Genomic DNA, 16,656 nt, shown 5'->3' with positions numbered 1-16,656 from the left:
CGGCATGAGCAAGAACCCGACGTTCTACTTCTCGTTGCGCAGCCCCTACTCGTGGATGGCCTACCGGGACCTGCTGGCGAAGTACCCGGACGTGGCCGAGGCCGTGGAGTGGGTGCCGTTCTTCGAACCCGACGGGCTGAGCACGCGGATGCTGGCCGAGCGGGGCGAGGAGTTCCCGTACTCAGCCATGTCGCGCGCGAAGCACTTCTACATCCTCCAGGACGTCGGCAGGCTCACCAAGGAGCGCGGCCTGCCGCTGACCTGGCCGGTGGACCGCGATCCGGTGTGGGAGGTACCGCACCTGGGCTACCTGGTGGCCCGGCGGGCCGGGCTCGGCCGCGAGTACGTCGACGCGGTCTACCGGACGCGGTGGGAGCTGGGCCGCAACATCTGCGACCCGGAGGTCATCGCCGACGTGGCGGTCTCGCTGGGGCTCGACCCGGTCGCGGTGTCCACCGCCGCCTCGGACCCGGCGCTGCGCGAAGAGGGCGTGGAGATCCTGCTGCGGATCTGCAAGGACGGCGTGTTCGGCGTGCCGTTCTTCGTGCACCGCTTCTCCCGCTTCTGGGGCATGGACCGGCTCGACGAGTTCGCCGCGCACCTCCGCTCGAAGCTCGCCCCCGCGGGCGCGCTGCCCGCCTCCGCGACGTCGGTCGGCCTCGGCCGGTCGTCGGAGGAGAGCCACGCGGGCGGCTGCGGCTGAGATCCACCCCCCGCACGCGAAGCGGCTCCCCGGAGGAATCCTCCGGGGAGCCGCTTCGCGTTCCACCGCTCAGGTCAGGCGCAGCGCCAGACCGTCGGCTGGTTGTTGGAACCCGTCGCGCGGCTCCACCCCGCCACCGCGCCGCTGTCGGCGGACACGTTCACAGCCAGCGTGCCCGACAGCGTCGTGGTCGCCGCGCCGAGCTGCCACACGCCGTAGGCCAGCGTGTTGGACGTGGTGAACCCGATCGACTGCCCCGACCGGTTGACCGAGTGCAGACCCGCCGAGTTCGCCGCGAGCACGGCGGCACCGTTCTGGTCCCACAGCACACCCTTGCCGTTGGCGGTGCTGGAGGAGTACGTCGTGCCCGCCACCCGGCCGTTCGCGATCGAGATCGCCTCGACCGACGCCGTCCCGGACGGGATGGTCAGCTTGCGCGCCGCGGACGCCTTCCACAGGTACAGGTTCGTCGCCGTGAAGGCGTCGGTCTGGGTCGGGAAGTGCTCGACGAGGACCGTGCCGTCCTGGTCGATCCCGGTGGCCGTGGTCTGGCCGGTGGTCGGCAGGCCGCCGCTCAGCTTCACCACGGTGCCGGGCGCGCTCGCGGGCCACAGGACCGCGGTGTGCACCGTGTAGATGCTGGTGCCCTGCTGGACGTCCTTGCCGACGTGGCCGACGACGTCCCCGGCGTCGTTGACGCTGGTCGCCCAGGACGAGTCGTAGCCGGAGGGCTCCGGCAGCGGGGTCAGCACGGACCCGGTCGAGCGGAACGCCCGCCGCTGCGTGAGGTTCGTCTCCCCGGCGTCGCCCACGACCGTGCCGGACCTGTTGACGCCGGTGACGGTGACGCTGTTGCGGTGCCCCGGCAGGGTGCCGAGGTTGGTGACCGCCCCGCCCGACCAGCGGACGGCGTCGACGGTGGGGGAGCCGAGGACGCGCTGGCTGCTCGCCTCGCCCGCGAAGCCGCCCCCGCTGTCCGCCGCGGTGACCACCGCGGCGACCCTGGACGCGGGGAGGGGGAGGGTGGTCGGCGTCCACGAGCAGGCCGCCGCGGACGCCGTGGGGGAGGACACCGCCGCGAGCACGAGGGCGATGGCGACCGGATACCTGGACCGCATGATTCTCCTTGGCTGGTGGGGGAAACCGATGGCCCACCGTCGCGCCGCCTGCTGACCCGCCCCTGACCGGTCGCTGATCGGCTGACGCGCCGCTGACCGCGCGCTGACGCGGCCCCCGGTCCGGGAGCCGCGTCGGCGTGCGGTCGGCTCGGCGGGTCAGAGGCAGCGGAAGTACGCCGGGCGGATCAGCGCGCCGGGATCCGCGCGGGTCCACCCGGCCACCGTGCCGTTGTCGGCCGAGACGACGAGGGCCGCGCCGCCGGGGAACGTGCCGACCTTGGCGGTGCCCTGCCACACCGAGTAGGTGACGCTCAGGAAGGAGCCCTCCTTGTACCCGACCGACTGGCCGGTGCGGTTGACCGAGTACAGGTGCGTGGACGCGGCCGGTTGGGTGAAGGTGCCGTCCTGCTCCCACAGCGCGCCGCGGGACTTCTCGGAGCCGTGGACGGAGGCGCCCGCCACCCGGCCGCCGGAGATCGCGTTGCCCGCGACCGCGATCGTGCCCGCGGGGGTGGGCAACGCGCGTGCGGTTCCCGCGCGCCACAAGTGCACGGCGGTGGCGTCGGTGACGGACCAGGAGCCCGCGAAGTGCTCGACGAGGACCGTGCCGTCCTGGTCGATCCCGGTGGCCTCGGTGGAGCCCGTGGTCGGCAGACCGGGCAGCACGACCACCGTGCCGGGCGCGCTCGCGGGCCACACGACGGCGACGTGCACTACCTGGGACGAGCCGACGGCGACGTACCCGACGACGTCGCCGCCGTCGTTGACCGCCGTGGCCCACGAGTCGGTGGCACCGGCGGGTTCGGGCAGCGGCCGCAGCGCCGTGCCCACCGACCGGAACGCCTGGTCGTGCCCCGTCGCCGCCGCGTACGCCGAGCCGACGACGACGCCGGCCCCGTTCGCGCCGGTCACCGTCGCGAACGGACCGAAGCCGGGGAGGGCGCCGTAGTCGGTGACCGCGCCGCCGATCCAGCGCACGACGTGCTTGCCCGTGTCGCCGGAGGAGTCGGGCGACCGGGAGACCAGGCCCGCGTACCCGCCCCGGCTGTCGGCCGCGCGCACCTCGCCCATGGTCATGCCCACGGGCAACGGGAGCGGGGTGGGTGTCCACGCGCAGGTCGCCGCGGACGCGGTGGGCGGGGAGATCACGGCGAGCACCAAGGCCATGGCCACCGGGTATCCGAACCGCATGGTTCTCCTCGACTGGTAAGGGGGAAGACGGCCCATCGTGGCGTCACGCCCTGACCCGCCCTTACCGCGCGCTGATGCGACTCCCCGATGGGGGAGCCGCACCGCGGTCGATCAGAGGCAGCGGAAGTAGGCGGGCTGGCTCAGCGTGTTGGCCACCACCCGGTACCACCCCGCGACCGTGCCGTTGTCCGCCGAGACGGTGAGGCCCCAGGTGCCGGAGAACGTGCCGACCTTGGCCGTGCCCTGCCACACCGAGTACATGATGGACAGGGAGTGGCCCACCTTCCAGCCCACGGTCTGGCCGGTGCGGTTGATCGAGGTCGTGAGGTCGGCGTCGACGGGCTTGACGACCGTCCCGTCCTGCTCCCAGACCGTGGCCCGGAGATCGCCGAAGGGGGAGGACCCGCCCGCCACGCGGCCGTTCGCGATCGCCCTGCCGGTGACCGAGGAGGTGTTCGCCGGGACGGGGAGCGCGCGGGCCGTTCCCGCGCGCCACAGGTACAGGGCGTCGGGGTCGACCGAACTGGTGGTGGTGCGGAAGTGCTCGACGAGGACCGTGCCGTCCTGGTCGATGCCCTTCGCGATCGCCTGGCCCGTGGTGGGCAGGCCCGCGGTCACCTTGACGACCGTGCCGGGGGCGTTCGCGGGCCAGAGGACGGGCGCGCGGACGAAGTAGGTGGAACCCCCGCTCACCGCGGTCGTGCCGACGTTCCCGACGATGTCGCCGTTGTCGTTGACCCCCGTGGCCCACGAGTCGGTGACGCCCGCGGGCTCGGGCAGCGGCTGGAGCGCCGTGCCCACCGACCGGAACGCGCGCGTGCGGTCGCCACTGGCGGCATCGGTGCTGCCGACGACGAGACCGTTCCTGTTCACGCCCGTCACCGAGGGGTGCAGCCCGAAGCCGGGCACGGTGCCGTAGTCGGTCGTGGTGCCGCCGCTCCACCGCATGACGTGGGCGGCCCCTCCGCCGGGCGCGGTGTAGGGGCGTTCCGCCCTCCCCGCGTAGCCGCCCTGGCTGTCGGCCGCCACCACGCCCCCCATGGTCATGGTGGCGGGCAGCGGCAGGACGGTCGGGGTCCACGTGCACGTCGCCGCCGACGCGGTGGGGGAGGAGATCGCGGCGAGCACCAACGCGATGGCCACCGGATATCTGAACCGCATGATTCTCCTTGGGTGGTAAGGGGAAACCTGCGGCCCACCGTGGCGAGCCCCGCTGACGCGCCGCTGATCGCGACGGGTCCGTCAGCGCGCCGTCAGCCCGCTGTGGAAAGCGGAAAGGCAGGACCACCGGGGTGGTCCTGCCTTTCCGCGTGCCCTGTCCCGGAGGTGCTAGGTCAGATCGGCGCACTTCCTCGCGTCGGGATCGGCGCCCGCCTTGGGCACCCACTTGACGTTGGCGAAGGACGCCGACAGCGGACCGTCGGTGTACACCAGGAACGGCGTGTTGACGTGCTCGAAGTCCAAGCCGCCCGCCTCGAAGCAGGAGACCGGGATCTTCACCGTGTTCTTGCCCGGCGGCAGGTTCGTGAGCAGGTTGGTGGCCACGACCTCCGAGAAGCACGGGTAGACGCAGTGCATGCTGATCACCGTGCGGTTGGCAGGCGCCTGGTTCACGACCACGTCGAACACCAGCGCCGCGTCGGTGTTCAGGTAGCCGCGCAGGTCCTCGCCCGCGCCGGGGCTCTGCATGTACAGCTGGGCCGCGCCCGCGCCGGTCCAGGTGGCCTTCAGGCCGTCCTGCTGGACGTTGACGTCGGCGGGCTCGACGGTGATCTCGGCGTGCGCCGCGGTGCCGTCGGGGCCGATCTCGGTGCCGCCCCAGTTCTCCGGGGAGCCGATGTAGCTCTTGTACGGCGCGGAGTCCTGGCGGTTGAAGATGTCCAGGTCCTCCGTGGCGTTGCCGCCGCCACCGCCGCCGCAGGACGCCGGGGACTCCTCGCTCAGCGCGGGGACGGTGGAGCGCTGGCCGTTGCGCAGGCCGTAGCCCAGCTTGAACAGCGGGTCGTAGCCCTCGGTCCCGGCGTTCAGCGGGGTCTGGCAGGCCGACTTCGGCCACGAGTAGGACAGCTTGCCGGTGTAGCCGTCGCCGGTGTGACGACCCTTGACGAGCAGGTCGGCCACGCCGCCGCCCTCGGTGCCCGGCAGCCAGGCCGCCACGAAGGCGTCCGAGCGGTTGAGCTCCTTGTTGACGTGCAGGGGTCGACCCGACACGTACACCGTGACGACCGGCTTGCCCTTGCCCGCGACCTTGTCCAGCACCGCGAGGTCGTTCGGGTAGATCTTCGCCGCCTCCAGGGTGCGGCGCAGGTCGCCGGTGCCCTCGGCGTACGGGGTCTCGCCGATCACGGCGATGACCGCGTCGAACGCGGCCGGGTCGACGCCGTCGGCGTTCTCGCTGAACGTGACGTTCGCGGCGCCGAGCGCCTCCTTCAGGCCACCGAGGACGCTGGTGCCGTTGGGGAAGTCGGCGTTGGTGTTGCCGGTGCCCTGCCAGGTCAGCGACCAGCCACCGGTCTGGTTCTGCAGGCTGTCGGCGCTCTTGCCGACGACCAGCACCTTCGACTTCGGCGACAGCGGCAGCACCTTGTTGTTGTTCTTCAGCAGCACCTGCGACTCGCGCACGGCCTCGCGGGCCAGCTTCTTCGAGTCCAGCGCCTTCGCCGACCCCGCCAGGTCGCGCTGCGACGGCTTCGGGGCGCTGAACAGGCCGGAGCGCAGCTTCACGCGCAGGATCCGGGTGACGGCGTCGTCGATGCGGGCCATCGGGATCTGGCCGCTCTCGACCTGCGCGGTGGTGTTGGCGATGAACGCCTTCCACTCGCTCGGCACCATGATCACGTCGATGCCCGCGTTGATCGCCTGCGGGCAGCTGGAGTTGGTGCAGCCCGCGACCTGGCCGATGCCGTTCCAGTCGGAGACGACGAGGCCGTCGAAGCCCATCTTCTTCTTGAGGATGTCGTCCACGGCCTTCTTGCTGCCGTGCAGCTTGCCCTCGTCGATGCCCAGCTCCGCGTTGGTCCAGCTGTTGAACGACACCATCACCGACTGGGCGCCCGCGGCGAGCGCGCCGTAGTAGCCCTGGCCGTGGGTGTTGATCATCTCGGCCTCGGACGACGGGTTCACGCCCTGGTCGGTGCCCTTGAGCGTGCCGCCGTCACCGATGAAGTGCTTGGCGGTGGCGATCACGCCGTCCTCGCCGAGCCTGCGCGAGTCGCTGTCCTGGAGACCCTTCACGGCCTCGTAGCCGTACGCACGGGTGATCCGCGGGTCCTCCGAGAAGCCCTCGTAGGTGCGGCCCCAGCGGTCGTCCTTCACCACGGCGAGCGTCGGCGCGAACGCCCAGTCCTGGCCGGTCGCGCGGATCTGCTCCGCGGTCGCCTCGCCGATGTCGCGCACCAGGCACGGGTCCTGCGCGGCGCCCAGCCCGATGTTGTGCGGGAACAGGGTCGCGCCGTACACGTTGTTGTTGCCGTGGACCGCGTCGATGCCCCACAGGACCGGGATCTTCGTCCTGGTCTCGACGGAGGCCTGCCAGTACGCGTCGGCCAGCGCCAGCCACGCCTGCGGCGTCGCGTGCTTGTCCTTGCCCGGCCACGCGCCGCCGCCGTTGAGGACGGTGCCGATGGCGTAGGTCTTGACGTCCTCGGGCGTGATGGAGGTGATCTCGGGCTGCGTCATCTGGCCGATCTTCTCGGCCAGCGTCATGCCCTTGAGCATGGTCGCGATCCGCCGCTCGTCGAGCGGGTTCCCGTCGATCCTGCTGTCGACCTTCGGCCAGTCCTTGAGGGTCGGGAGCCTGTCCTCGATCCGCGCGCACCCGTCGCGGTCCACAGCGGGACGGCCGACGGTCGGTTGCCGGTCGCCGCCCTTCCCGGTGTCGGGCGCGGCACTGGAATACCCGGCGGCGGAGCCGGTCAGGAGCGCGACCGCGGTCAGCGCTCCGAGCGCACCGCGTCGTGCGCGTCTCCAGGCGGGGGATCTGGTCATGGAGAATCCGTTCTCGTCGGGTGGGGCAGGGGAGCCACACCGGCAGCGGTGGATCGATGCTGACGCCGTTCCCGCAAGCGGTCAATAGCCTCACGAGAGCGCTCTCTCGCGTGGAAACTACCCGCTGGAACCGTCTCAACTGGTGTCCCGGTCGTCCCCCTTGTCCGATGACACCACCCGGTCGTGCTCAGCTTCCCCACACGTTCTCCAGGCAGACTGGGGGAAGCGGGAAGGAGTCCCATGGACCTCGTAGGGTCGTTGCTCGGCACGCTGCTGTGGCTGTTCTGGCTCGTCATGCTGGTTCGACTCGTGCTCGACTGGGTCGCGGTGGCCTCCACCTCCGGAGGCCCGTCCTGGACCGGCAGGATCCGGGGGTTGACCTGGTCCGTCACCGAGCCCGTGATCGCGCCCGTCCGGCGCGTCCTGCGGCCGGTCAGGGTCGGCGGGATGTCCATCGACCTGGCGTTCACCGCGGTGCTGGTCGGGGTGCTGGTGCTCCGGGCGATCGTCGCGGCCGTTTTCTGAGAGGGATCGCGCACATGGAGTTGACCAAGTTCGGACACGCCTCGGTCGCGCTGGAGCGGGACGGGCGCAAGCTCGTCATCGACCCCGGCGGGTTCACCGACGCGTCCGCGCTCGACGGCGCCGAGGCCGTCCTGATCACGCACGGGCACCTCGACCACTTCGTCGAGGACCGCGTCCGCGCCGCGCTCGCCGACGTGCCCGGCCTGGAGGTGTGGACCAACCCGAGCGTCGCCGCGGAACTGGAGGGCGCGGGCCCGCGGGTGCACACCGTCGGTCACGGCGACGCGTTCACCGCCGCCGGCTTCGACGTCAAGGTCTTCGGCGAGTGGCACGCCCGCATCCACCCCGACATCCCGCTCATCAAGAACGTCGGCTTCCTCGTCGACGACACCGTGTTCCACCCCGGTGACGCCTTCACCACCCCCGAGGTGCCGGTCGACACCCTCATGGTCCCGGTGCACGCGCCCTGGTCGAAGCTGGCCGAGGTCATCGACTGGATCCGCGAGGTCGGGCCTGCCCGCGCCTTCGGCATGCACGACGTGCTGCTCAGCGAGACCGGCCTCGGCCTCTTCGCCAGGATGCTCGGCGAAGGCGGCCCCGGCACCGGCGCGCCCTACCGGCGGGTCGCCGTCGACGAACGGGTGGACCTGGGCTGACCCGCCCACCCCGGCCGGGGCGAGGCGCCCGGCGCCGGATCCGCGCGGCCGGACCGGCCCTCCGGGCGCTTCGCCTCCCCGAGCGCGCTCAAGCCGCCCGGACCTCCCCCTTCTCCAACATCCCCCGCAGCGAGTCCAACCCCCGGCTCGTCTGGCTCTTCACCGTCCCCGCCGTGCAGTCCAGCACCGCGGCGGTCTGCTCGACGCTCAGGTCGAGGTAGAACCGCAGCAGGATCGTCGCCCTCTGCCGCGGCGCCAACCCGTCCACCGCGTCCCGCAGCACCAGGCCCAACGCGACGTCCGCCCCCTCGGGCGCCTGCCGTTCCCCGTCGGTCCCGCTCAGGTCGACCCACCTGTCCCACCCGCCCCGCAGCTCCCCGATGTAGGTCCGCACGATCACCGTCCGCACGTACGCGTCGATGCGCTCCACGTCCCGCAACCGCTCCCACCGCGCGCAGACCTTCGTCAAGGACGTCTGCGCCAGGTCCTGCGCCCGGTGCCGGTCGCGGCACAGCCGGAACGCCACCTGGAGCGCCCACGGCCCGCGCGACCTCGCGTACTCGGCGAAACTGGCCCGCTCGTCGGTTCCCATGCCTCCTGTTGACCGCACCGCGCCACCGCGTTGCACCCGGCCGACCGCCGCTCCGCCAGGGGCTGTTTCGCCGCACGTCGATGAACCGGCGGGGCCACTGGTCCGTATGCCTGGGTAGGAGACGCCGGAACGCCCCGGAGATCCACACCCGAGGGCGCCTGACCAGGGACGGAAAAAAAGTTCTGATCGGGTTGAACCGACGGGCGATACCGTACGTAGGCCCCGGTGTCGGAGTAGTACCTGAGAACGGCATGCTGCGGTTCACGACGAAGATGGGACCAGTCATGCGACCGATTCGCCGGACCACGTGGTCCAACCACGCGGACTTCACGAGTCAGTCGGGGGTGGAAGGGGCTTGAGACCCAACAACATGAGACCCAACAAGCCGAACCCGCCCGTTCTGCTCACGACCTCGCACAAGGTCACCCCCGGCCGCCTGTCGGACTTCTCCGTCGGCGCCAGGGGACTGGTGAGCGCCGCCCAGCGATCGCCCGGCTGCCTCGGCGGCTCGGTGTCCGGGTCGCCCACCGACAACGGCGTCTGGCAGATCGTGTGCCGCTTCACCGACGAGGCCGCCGCGGACGCCTGGGCGCGTTCGTCGTCGAACGCCCGTTGGGGCCGGTACATGCAGAAGTACTCGATGCAGATCGGCGTCACGTTCACCAACGGCGTCACCTCGGTCGACGAGTCCACCGCGCAGGCCATGTCCCCGGTGTACGACGACGACGTCGAGCCCGCCCGCGCGCCGCAGGGCAAGCGCCGCGTCGTGCTGGCCGTCTTCGTGTTCGTGGTGTTCTTCGGGGCCGTGATCGTCGCCAACGGCATGGCCGTGAAGATGTTGCCGAACGTGCCGCCGCTGGTGCGCATCCTGGTGCTGTGCTTCGCGATGACCGGTCTCGCGGCCTGGGTGCTCCCGCCGCTGCTCGGCCGTGGTGGCGGCAAGGGCGAGATCGCCGCCGCCCCCGCGCCGGAGAAGCAGCGCCGGACCAGGGAACCCGTGATCAACACGCCGAAGACCCGCAGGCGCGCGCCCGAGGTCGACCGCCGCGGCCGCCGGATCGAGCCCGAACCGAGCCCGGAACCGACGCCGGTGCCCCCGCCCGCGCCCGTCGCGGCCGAACCGCCGACCGGGGTCGGCGGCGGTGCCCGGCGCGGCAAGCAGGCGCCGCGGCCGATGCCCGCCAGCAGCACGCTGACCACGATCGAGCCCGTCGGACCGCCGCCGCAGGCCAGGCGCCGGGCCGACCGCCGCCCCAACGCGGCGCAGGAGCAGGAGCGCCGCAGGCAGGATCCGGAACCGGTGCGCCTGCGTCCGCTGAACATCGACCCCGGTCCGATGGTGGAGACGCCCGCTCCGCCCCCGGCCGCGGCTCCGCTGCCGTCGCCGCGCGGCGGGTTCTTCCCCACGTCGCCGCACAAGGGGCCGCGCACGTGAACGCCTCGTGAGCGACCGCGTGCGCACGGTTTAAATTAGGTCTTGAATTAAGGCCTGAAGTTGGGTTGTCTTGGGGTGCCCGGCCGGTGCTTCCGCACCGGCTCGCACCGCGAAGGAGACGTCGATGTCTTCAGCGAGTCCCAGGACACCCCAAGGGGTTCGGGAGCTTGCCCGCGGCCGCGTCGGCCGGGGCCGCCGCACGTCGCCCGATGGAGGCGACACACTCCCTGTGAACCCCCGAAAGGTCCCTGCATGCGCACCGTTTCCAGCGGTAAACGCAAGGCCGTCCAGTTGTTCGCCCTGTTCCTGGCGGGGCTGTTCGTGGTCGTCAGCCCGGCGCTCGGGCGGGTCGAGGCGCAGGCGGCGCCCCAGTTCAAGGTCCTGGCCTTCTACAACGGCACGTGGGACGCGGCGCACATCAACTGGGTGAAGGAAGCGAACGTCCGCTTCCCGCAGATCGCCGCGCAGAACAACTTCACCTACACCTCGACCACCAACTGGAACATGCTCAACGCCACCGACCTGGCCCAGTACCAGGTCGTCATGTTCCTCGACGACGCGCCGACGGGCGCCGCCCAGCGGTCGGCGTTCCAGCAGTACATGGCCAACGGCGGCGGCTACTTCGGCTTCCACGTGTCGGCCTACACCGACAACGCCAACAACTGGCCGTGGTTCAGCAACACCTTCCTCGGCTCGGGCGCCTTCAAGAGCAACACCTGGGGCCCGACCACCGCCGTGCTGAAGGTCGAGGACCAGACCCACCCGTCGACCAAGCGGCTGCCCACGACGTTCACCTCCGCGGTGAGCGAGTGGTACAGCTGGAACAACGACCTGCGGACCAACCCGAACATCAAGGTCCTCGCGTCCGTCGACCCGTCCAGCTTCCCGCTGGGCACCGACCCGAACCAGCAGTGGCGCAGCGGTTACTACCCGATCATGTGGACGAACAAGAACTACAAGATGCTGTACGCCAACTTCGGCCACAACGCGATGAACTACGAGACCAACACCGGCCTGTCGTCCACGTTCGACAGCGAGATCCAGAACAGGTTCCTCCTCGACGGCCTGCTCTGGCTCGGCGGCGGATCCGGCACCACCCCGCCGGATCCGGGCGGCATCTCGCCGACGGCCTGGTACAGCGCGGCGAACAAGACCAGCGCCAAGTGCGTCGACGCCCGCTCCGCGGCCACCGCCAACGGCACCGTCGTCCAGCAGTACACCTGCAACGCGACCCTCGCCCAGCAGTACCAGTTCGCGCCCACCAGCGGCGGGTACGTGCGGATCAACAACCGCGGCAACGCGGCGCAGGTCGTCGACGTCAGCAACACCTCCACCGCCGACAACGCGGGCCTGCACCTGTGGGCCTACGGCGGCGGCAACAACCAGCAGTGGCTGCCCGTCGCCGAGACCGACGGCGGCTACCACTTCGTCAGCAGGCTCAGCTCCAAGTGCCTGACCGTCCCCGGCGCCTCCACCGCCGACAGCGTCCAGCTCGTGCAGCTGACGTGCGACGGCAGCGCTTCGCAGTCCTTCCGCCTGACCCAGCAGGGCTGACCGGATCCCTGGAGGGCCACCCACCGCGGGCGGCCCTCCAGGGGGTCAGGACTGGGCCTTCAGCTCCCGCAGCGCCTCCGCGCGGCGCTGGTCCATCGCGATCTTGAAGTCCAGTTCCACCTGCTCCCGAGCGGCCTGGGACGTGGCGTCCAGGTCGCGCTGGCGCTCCTGCGCCTCGAGGATGATCGACGCGGCCTCCACGCGGGCGAGGCGGACGACCGCGGCGTGCTCGGCGTCGATCGCGTCGCGCTGCCGCCTGGTCTCGTCGGCGAGCCGGTCGTAGTGCGCGCGGAGTTTCGCGGCGGACTCCTGGGCGGCGCTCCAGCTCGCCTCGGCGCGTTCCAGCACGCAGGCGGCCTGGGCGGCGGCGACCTCGACCATGACGGCGAGGCGGACGGGCAGCACGTCGGGGTCGTAGGGCTTGCTGCAGACGCGGTTGAGCTCGGCGCGCAGCTCGCGGGTCTCGGCACGGGAGCTTTCCAGCTGTTCGGCCAGGTGTTCGGCGCGCGCGGTGCACGCGTCGCGGTCGGCGGCGAGGTCGCGGAGGTCGTGCTCGAGGTCGTGCACGTAGTCGTCGACCTCCTCGCGCTGGTAGCCGCGCCAGCTCAGGTCGAACCCCGTTTTCAGCGGCACGACGTCCTCGACGCTGTGGACGCTCATCGGCTGCTCCTCACGCTCGTCACGACTCGGCCCCTTTTCCCGTACTACGGATGGCGGCCGTGCTCGGTTCTGGCCAGACTGGATCCATCACGGACACATCGGATGTCGACCAGGCCGCGGACGAGCTCTACTCCTTGCCGCCGGCCGACTTCGTCACGGCCAGGACCAAGCGCGTCACCGCCGCCGCCGACAAGGACACCGCCAGGGCGATCGCCGCCCTGCGCAGGCCCACCGTCGCGGCCTGGGCGGTGAACCGCCTGGTCAGAGACGGCCACCACCTGTTGGACGAGGCCTTCGAACTGGGCGCCCGACTGCGCGCGGCCCAACGCCGGATGCACGGCAGCGAACTCCGCAGACTCGACGTCCGCCGCCGCGAACTCATCACCGAACTCACCGACCTCGCCGCCGAACGCGCAGGCGGCCTGACCGCCGAAGCGGCCCAGCAGGTCCGCACCACCTTCACCGCCGCCATGGCCGACGCCACCCTCGCCGACCAACTCCGCGAGGCCCGCCTCACCAAGGCCCTCGAACACTCCGGCTTCGGCCCCCTCACCACCCCGATCGACGACCTCACCGAACGCCGCGCCCTCCGCCACGAACGCAGACTCGCCGAGGCCCGCGAAGCCGTCGAAGAGGCCGAGGAACGCGTCGCCGGCTTCGAGGAGGAGATCAAGGAAGCCACCACCGAACGCGCCCACCGCCTACGGGCACTCGAAGACCTGCGCTCCCAACTGCGCGATGCCGAACGCTCCGCCCAACAGGCCACGAAAACCCTCGACAAGGCCGAACAACGCCTGGCCTCCGCAGAAGACGCCCGCGAAGCCGCCAAAGCAGCAGTGGCCGAACTGGAGCACTAACCCACCAGCCAAACCGCTGCCCTGCCCGCACACCAGGACGCCTCGCCGACGCGCAGCCAGGTGCCCTACCGACGCGCAGCGAGAGACGCCGATGCGCAGCATCGGACGTCGTCCGCCCCGAAGCGCCGGACAGATCAGGCACACCCCGCCACCCCGCCACCGGCGCAGCCGCCCACCCGCATCCGGCGCGGAGCGCCCGCCTGCTTCGTCAGGCGCAGCCTGATGCCCCGTCGGCGCAGCCGCCCCCGCCTTGTCAGGCGCAGCCTGATGCCCCTTGGCGCAGCCGCCCACCCGCACCCGGCGTGGAGCGCCCACCCGCCTTGTCGGGCGCAGCCTGATAACCCCCTCGGCGCAGCCGCCCCTCACATCCGGCGCGGAGCGCCCTCCGCCCTACCGACGCGCAGCGAGGTGCCCTAAACCACCCAGCCGACACAAGCGAAGCCAGACCTCCCCCTGCCCCCGATACACAGCGCCCTCCTGCCACACCCCCGTTTGTCAAGGCATCTTTCCCGCCTTGACAAACGGGGGTGTGGCATTGAGACAATCGCGCACCGGGGGCCGGGCTCCGCCCCCTCCCCAAACCCCACCCACCCCACCCCCGCCAACCAAGACACCCACCCCCACAACCCCACCCAACCCACCCGATCACGTCACGGTCCGTGGTACTTCCGAAAACTGTCGGACCCTGGAGATACCCTCCCAGTACCGCCCATCGCGAACCGCGTCCGCAATCCATGATCGGGAGATTGACCCTGTGACTGCCGAGACCCTCTACGGGGCCGATGACCTGACGCATCTGGAGGGTCTGGAAGCGGTCCGCAAACGACCCGGTATGTACATCGGGTCCACCGACAGCCGTGGCATCAACCACCTCTTCACCGAGATCGTCGACAACTCCACCGACGAGGGCATCGCGGGCAACGCCACGCGCGTCGTCGTGACGCTGCACGCGGACAGCAGCGTCCAGGTCGACGACGACGGCCGCGGCATCCCCACCGGCGTGCACGCGAAGTCCGGTCTGTCCGGTGTCGAGCTGGTGCTGACCAGGCTCCACGCGGGCGGCAAGTTCGGCGGGTCGGGCTACAAGACCTCCGGCGGCCTGCACGGCGTCGGCGCGTCCGCGGTGAACGCCCTGTCGCACCGCTTCGACGTGACGGTGAAGCGCGACGGCAAGGTCCACCGGATGTCCTTCGCGCACGGGCTTCCCGGCGTGTTCGACGGTCCCGGTCCGAAGGCCGCGTTCACCCGCGAGTCCGGGTTGCAGGTCACCGGGAGGATGAAGCGGGGCGAGTCGACCGGCACGTCCATCCGGTACTGGTACGACTCCCGGTACTTCGAGAACGGCTCCTCGCTCGACGTCGAGGGCGTGCGCGCGAAGCTGCGCAACACCGCGTTCCTGGTGCCCGGCGTCACCTACGTGCTCCGCACCGCGATCGAGGACTCGATCAGCGAGGAGACGTTCCACTACCCCAACGGCCTGGCCGACATGGTCGACTTCCTCGCGCCGGCGGGGGACAAGGCGGTGTCCGGCACGCTGCTCGTCAACGGCACCGGCACCTACCAGGAGAACGCGGCCGACCAGAACGGCGTCATGCGGTCCAAAGTGGAACGCCAGGCCGAGGTCGAGGTCGCGCTGCGCTGGGGCACCGGGTACGAGCGGTCCGTGGAGTGCTTCACGAACACGATCCGCAACGTCCACGGCGGCACGCACCGCCGGGGCTTCGACCGCGCGGTGGTGAAGGCGCTGCACGACGCCATCTCCAAGACCCGCGGCCTGCTCAAGGCCAAGGAGGACATGCCGACCCTGGACGACGTCCTGGAGGGCATGACCGCCGTCATCCACGTCCGCATCCCCGAGCCGCAGTTCACCTCGCAGACCAAGGACGAGCTGTCCACCGCGGGCATCGTCAAGGTCATCCAGGCCGTCGTCGAGAAGCACCTCAAGGAGTGGACCGAGGACAAGAGGACCAAGCTCGAGGCCAAGGTCGTGCTGCAGAAGGTGGTCGACGCCTCGCGCGTCCGGCTCACCCAGAAGCAGCAGAAGGACGCGGCCCGCCGCAAGACCGCCCTCGAGGGCGCCTCGATGCCGCCGAAGCTCGTCGACTGCCGCGCGACCGGCGTCTCCCGCAGCGAGCTGTTCCTGGTGGAGGGCGACAGCGCCCTCGGCTGCTTCACCGGCGACACGATGGTCGCCATGGCCCACGGGCGGCCCCGGTCGTTCGCCGACCTGGTGGCCGACTGGCGGTTCGGCATCACGCACTACGGCTACGCGACCACCGAGACCGGCCGCGTCGTCGTGGCGCCGCTGCTGGAGCCGCGCCTCACCCGCTACCTGGCCCCCCTGGTCCGCGTGACGCTCGACAACGGCGGGGAGATCCGCTGCACGCCCGACCACCTGTTCCGGATGCTCGACGGCAGCTACCGGCGGGCGGACGAGCTGGTCATCAACCAGTCGCTGATGCCGCTGTACCGCTCGCCGTCCATCGTGGACGGCGGCAGGCCGGTCTGGATGAACGACCGCGGGATCTGGGCGCTGCCCAAGCTCGACACCGAGGTCGAGACGACCATGTCCGGCCAGCTCGACGCGCCCGGTGACGGCAGGTCACCGGTCAACCACCAGGTGCGCTCGGTCGAGATGCTCGAGGACGTGGCGGACGTTTACGACCTCACCGTCGACGGCCTGCACAACTTCGCCCTGGAGACCGGCGTCTTCGTGCACAACAGCGCCCGCATGGCGCGGGTGTCGGAGTACCAGGCGCTGCTCCCGTTGCGCGGCAAGATCCTCAACGTGCAGAAGGCCAGCCTCGGCGACACGCTGCGCAACGCCGAGATCGCCTCGATCGTCCAGGTGCTCGGCGCGGGCACCGGCCGCACGTTCGACCTGGCCGCCATGCGGTACGGCCGGGTGATCCTGATGGCGGACGCCGACGTCGACGGCTCGCACATCCGGACGCTGCTGATCACGCTGTTCGCCAAGTACATGCGCCCCGTCATCGAGGACGGCAGGCTCTACGCGGCGATGCCGCCGCTGCACAAGGTCGTCACCAAGGGCCGCAACCCGGAGACCCGCTTCACCTTCACCCAGCGCGAGATGGAGCAGACGGTCGCCCGGCTGGAGAGGGCGGGCAAGCAGATCGTCACGCCCGTGCCCCGGTTCAAGGGCCTCGGCGAGATGGACGCGGACGAGTTGTGGGACACCACGATGAACCCGGCCACCCGCTCGGTCCGCCGCATCACCATGGACGACGTCGACGCCGCCGAGTCCGCGCTGGAACTGCTCATGGGCGAGAAGGTCGAGCCCCGGCGCGCGTGGCTGGTGGAGTCCTCCTCCCGCGTCGACCAGTCCGCGATCGACCTCTGACCCGCCCCTCACCCGTA

Annotated in this window: 13 protein-coding genes and 1 pseudogene; 8 read left to right on the top strand and 6 right to left on the bottom strand. The window is 71.0% G+C overall.

Features of this window, described 5'->3' with window-relative positions; all coding sequences use genetic code 11:
* Positions 1-4: 4 nt before the first annotated feature.
* Positions 5-703, top strand: a complete 699-nt coding sequence (locus RM788_RS09850) for a 2-hydroxychromene-2-carboxylate isomerase (protein WP_315931267.1) — start codon at positions 5-7, stop codon at positions 701-703.
* Positions 704-777: 74 nt separating this feature from the next.
* On the opposite strand, the gene RM788_RS09845 is transcribed toward RM788_RS09850, so the two are convergent.
* From RM788_RS09845 to RM788_RS09830, 4 genes are all read right to left on the bottom strand, one after another.
* Entirely contained in the window at positions 778-1,821 is a 1,044-nt protein-coding gene (locus RM788_RS09845) for a hypothetical protein (RefSeq protein WP_315931266.1), read from the bottom strand.
* 156 nt (positions 1,822-1,977) lie between these two features.
* Positions 1,978-3,012, bottom strand: coding sequence for a hypothetical protein (locus RM788_RS09840; protein ID WP_315931265.1), 1,035 nt, complete (start codon positions 3,010-3,012; stop codon positions 1,978-1,980).
* 111 nt (positions 3,013-3,123) lie between these two features.
* Positions 3,124-4,173 carry a hypothetical protein gene (locus tag RM788_RS09835; RefSeq protein WP_315931263.1) on the bottom strand — a complete coding sequence of 350 codons (1,050 nt, stop codon included), beginning with the start codon at positions 4,171-4,173 and terminating at the stop codon, positions 3,124-3,126.
* 168 nt (positions 4,174-4,341) lie between these two features.
* Complete coding sequence (locus tag RM788_RS09830) at positions 4,342-6,999, bottom strand: glycoside hydrolase family 3 N-terminal domain-containing protein (RefSeq protein WP_315931262.1); 2,658 nt, start codon at positions 6,997-6,999, stop codon at positions 4,342-4,344.
* 240 nt (positions 7,000-7,239) lie between these two features.
* Here RM788_RS09830 and RM788_RS09825 point away from each other — a divergent pair, with 240 nt between their 5' ends.
* On the top strand, positions 7,240-7,524 hold the full coding sequence (locus RM788_RS09825; protein WP_315931261.1) for a YggT family protein: 285 nt from the start codon (positions 7,240-7,242) through the stop codon (positions 7,522-7,524).
* Positions 7,525-7,538: 14 nt separating this feature from the next.
* Positions 7,539-8,180 (top strand): MBL fold metallo-hydrolase, encoded by a 642-nt coding sequence (locus tag RM788_RS09820; RefSeq protein ID WP_315931260.1) that lies wholly within the window; start codon positions 7,539-7,541, stop codon positions 8,178-8,180.
* 88 nt (positions 8,181-8,268) lie between these two features.
* Here RM788_RS09820 and RM788_RS09815 read toward each other — a convergent pair whose 3' ends face one another.
* Positions 8,269-8,772 (bottom strand): SigE family RNA polymerase sigma factor, encoded by a 504-nt coding sequence (locus tag RM788_RS09815; protein WP_315931259.1) that lies wholly within the window; start codon positions 8,770-8,772, stop codon positions 8,269-8,271.
* A 370-nt stretch (positions 8,773-9,142) separates the two neighbouring features.
* On the opposite strand from RM788_RS09815, the gene RM788_RS09810 reads away from it, so the two are divergent.
* On the top strand, positions 9,143-10,207 hold the full coding sequence (locus tag RM788_RS09810; protein WP_315931257.1) for an antibiotic biosynthesis monooxygenase: 1,065 nt from the start codon (positions 9,143-9,145) through the stop codon (positions 10,205-10,207).
* Between the two features lie 252 nt (positions 10,208-10,459).
* On the top strand, positions 10,460-11,761 hold the full coding sequence (locus RM788_RS09805; protein ID WP_315931256.1) for a ThuA domain-containing protein: 1,302 nt from the start codon (positions 10,460-10,462) through the stop codon (positions 11,759-11,761).
* 45 nt (positions 11,762-11,806) lie between these two features.
* On the opposite strand, the gene RM788_RS09800 is transcribed toward RM788_RS09805, so the two are convergent.
* Positions 11,807-12,421 (bottom strand): hypothetical protein, encoded by a 615-nt coding sequence (locus RM788_RS09800; RefSeq protein WP_315931255.1) that lies wholly within the window; start codon positions 12,419-12,421, stop codon positions 11,807-11,809.
* Between the two features lie 50 nt (positions 12,422-12,471).
* Here RM788_RS09800 and RM788_RS09795 point away from each other — a divergent pair, with 50 nt between their 5' ends.
* From RM788_RS09795 to RM788_RS52945, 3 genes and pseudogenes are all read left to right on the top strand, one after another.
* Positions 12,472-13,278, top strand: a complete 807-nt coding sequence (locus tag RM788_RS09795; protein ID WP_315931254.1) for a hypothetical protein — start codon at positions 12,472-12,474, stop codon at positions 13,276-13,278.
* 754 nt (positions 13,279-14,032) lie between these two features.
* Positions 14,033-15,445 (top strand): annotated as a pseudogene (locus RM788_RS52950) (ATP-binding protein); the annotation flags it as partial.
* A complete protein-coding gene (locus tag RM788_RS52945; protein WP_399344946.1) occupies positions 15,422-16,639 on the top strand; it encodes a toprim domain-containing protein in 1,218 nt (405 codons plus the stop codon). The pseudogene RM788_RS52950 and the gene RM788_RS52945, both read left to right, overlap by 24 nt.
* The last annotated feature ends 17 nt before the right edge of the window (positions 16,640-16,656 follow it).

Origin of the sequence: Umezawaea sp. Da 62-37, from assembly GCF_032460545.1 — a bacterium.
GTDB lineage: Bacteria > Actinomycetota > Actinomycetes > Mycobacteriales > Pseudonocardiaceae > Umezawaea.
The sequence above is the reverse complement of the archived record's forward strand: the minus strand, read 5'-3'. Positions and strand labels throughout refer to the sequence as shown.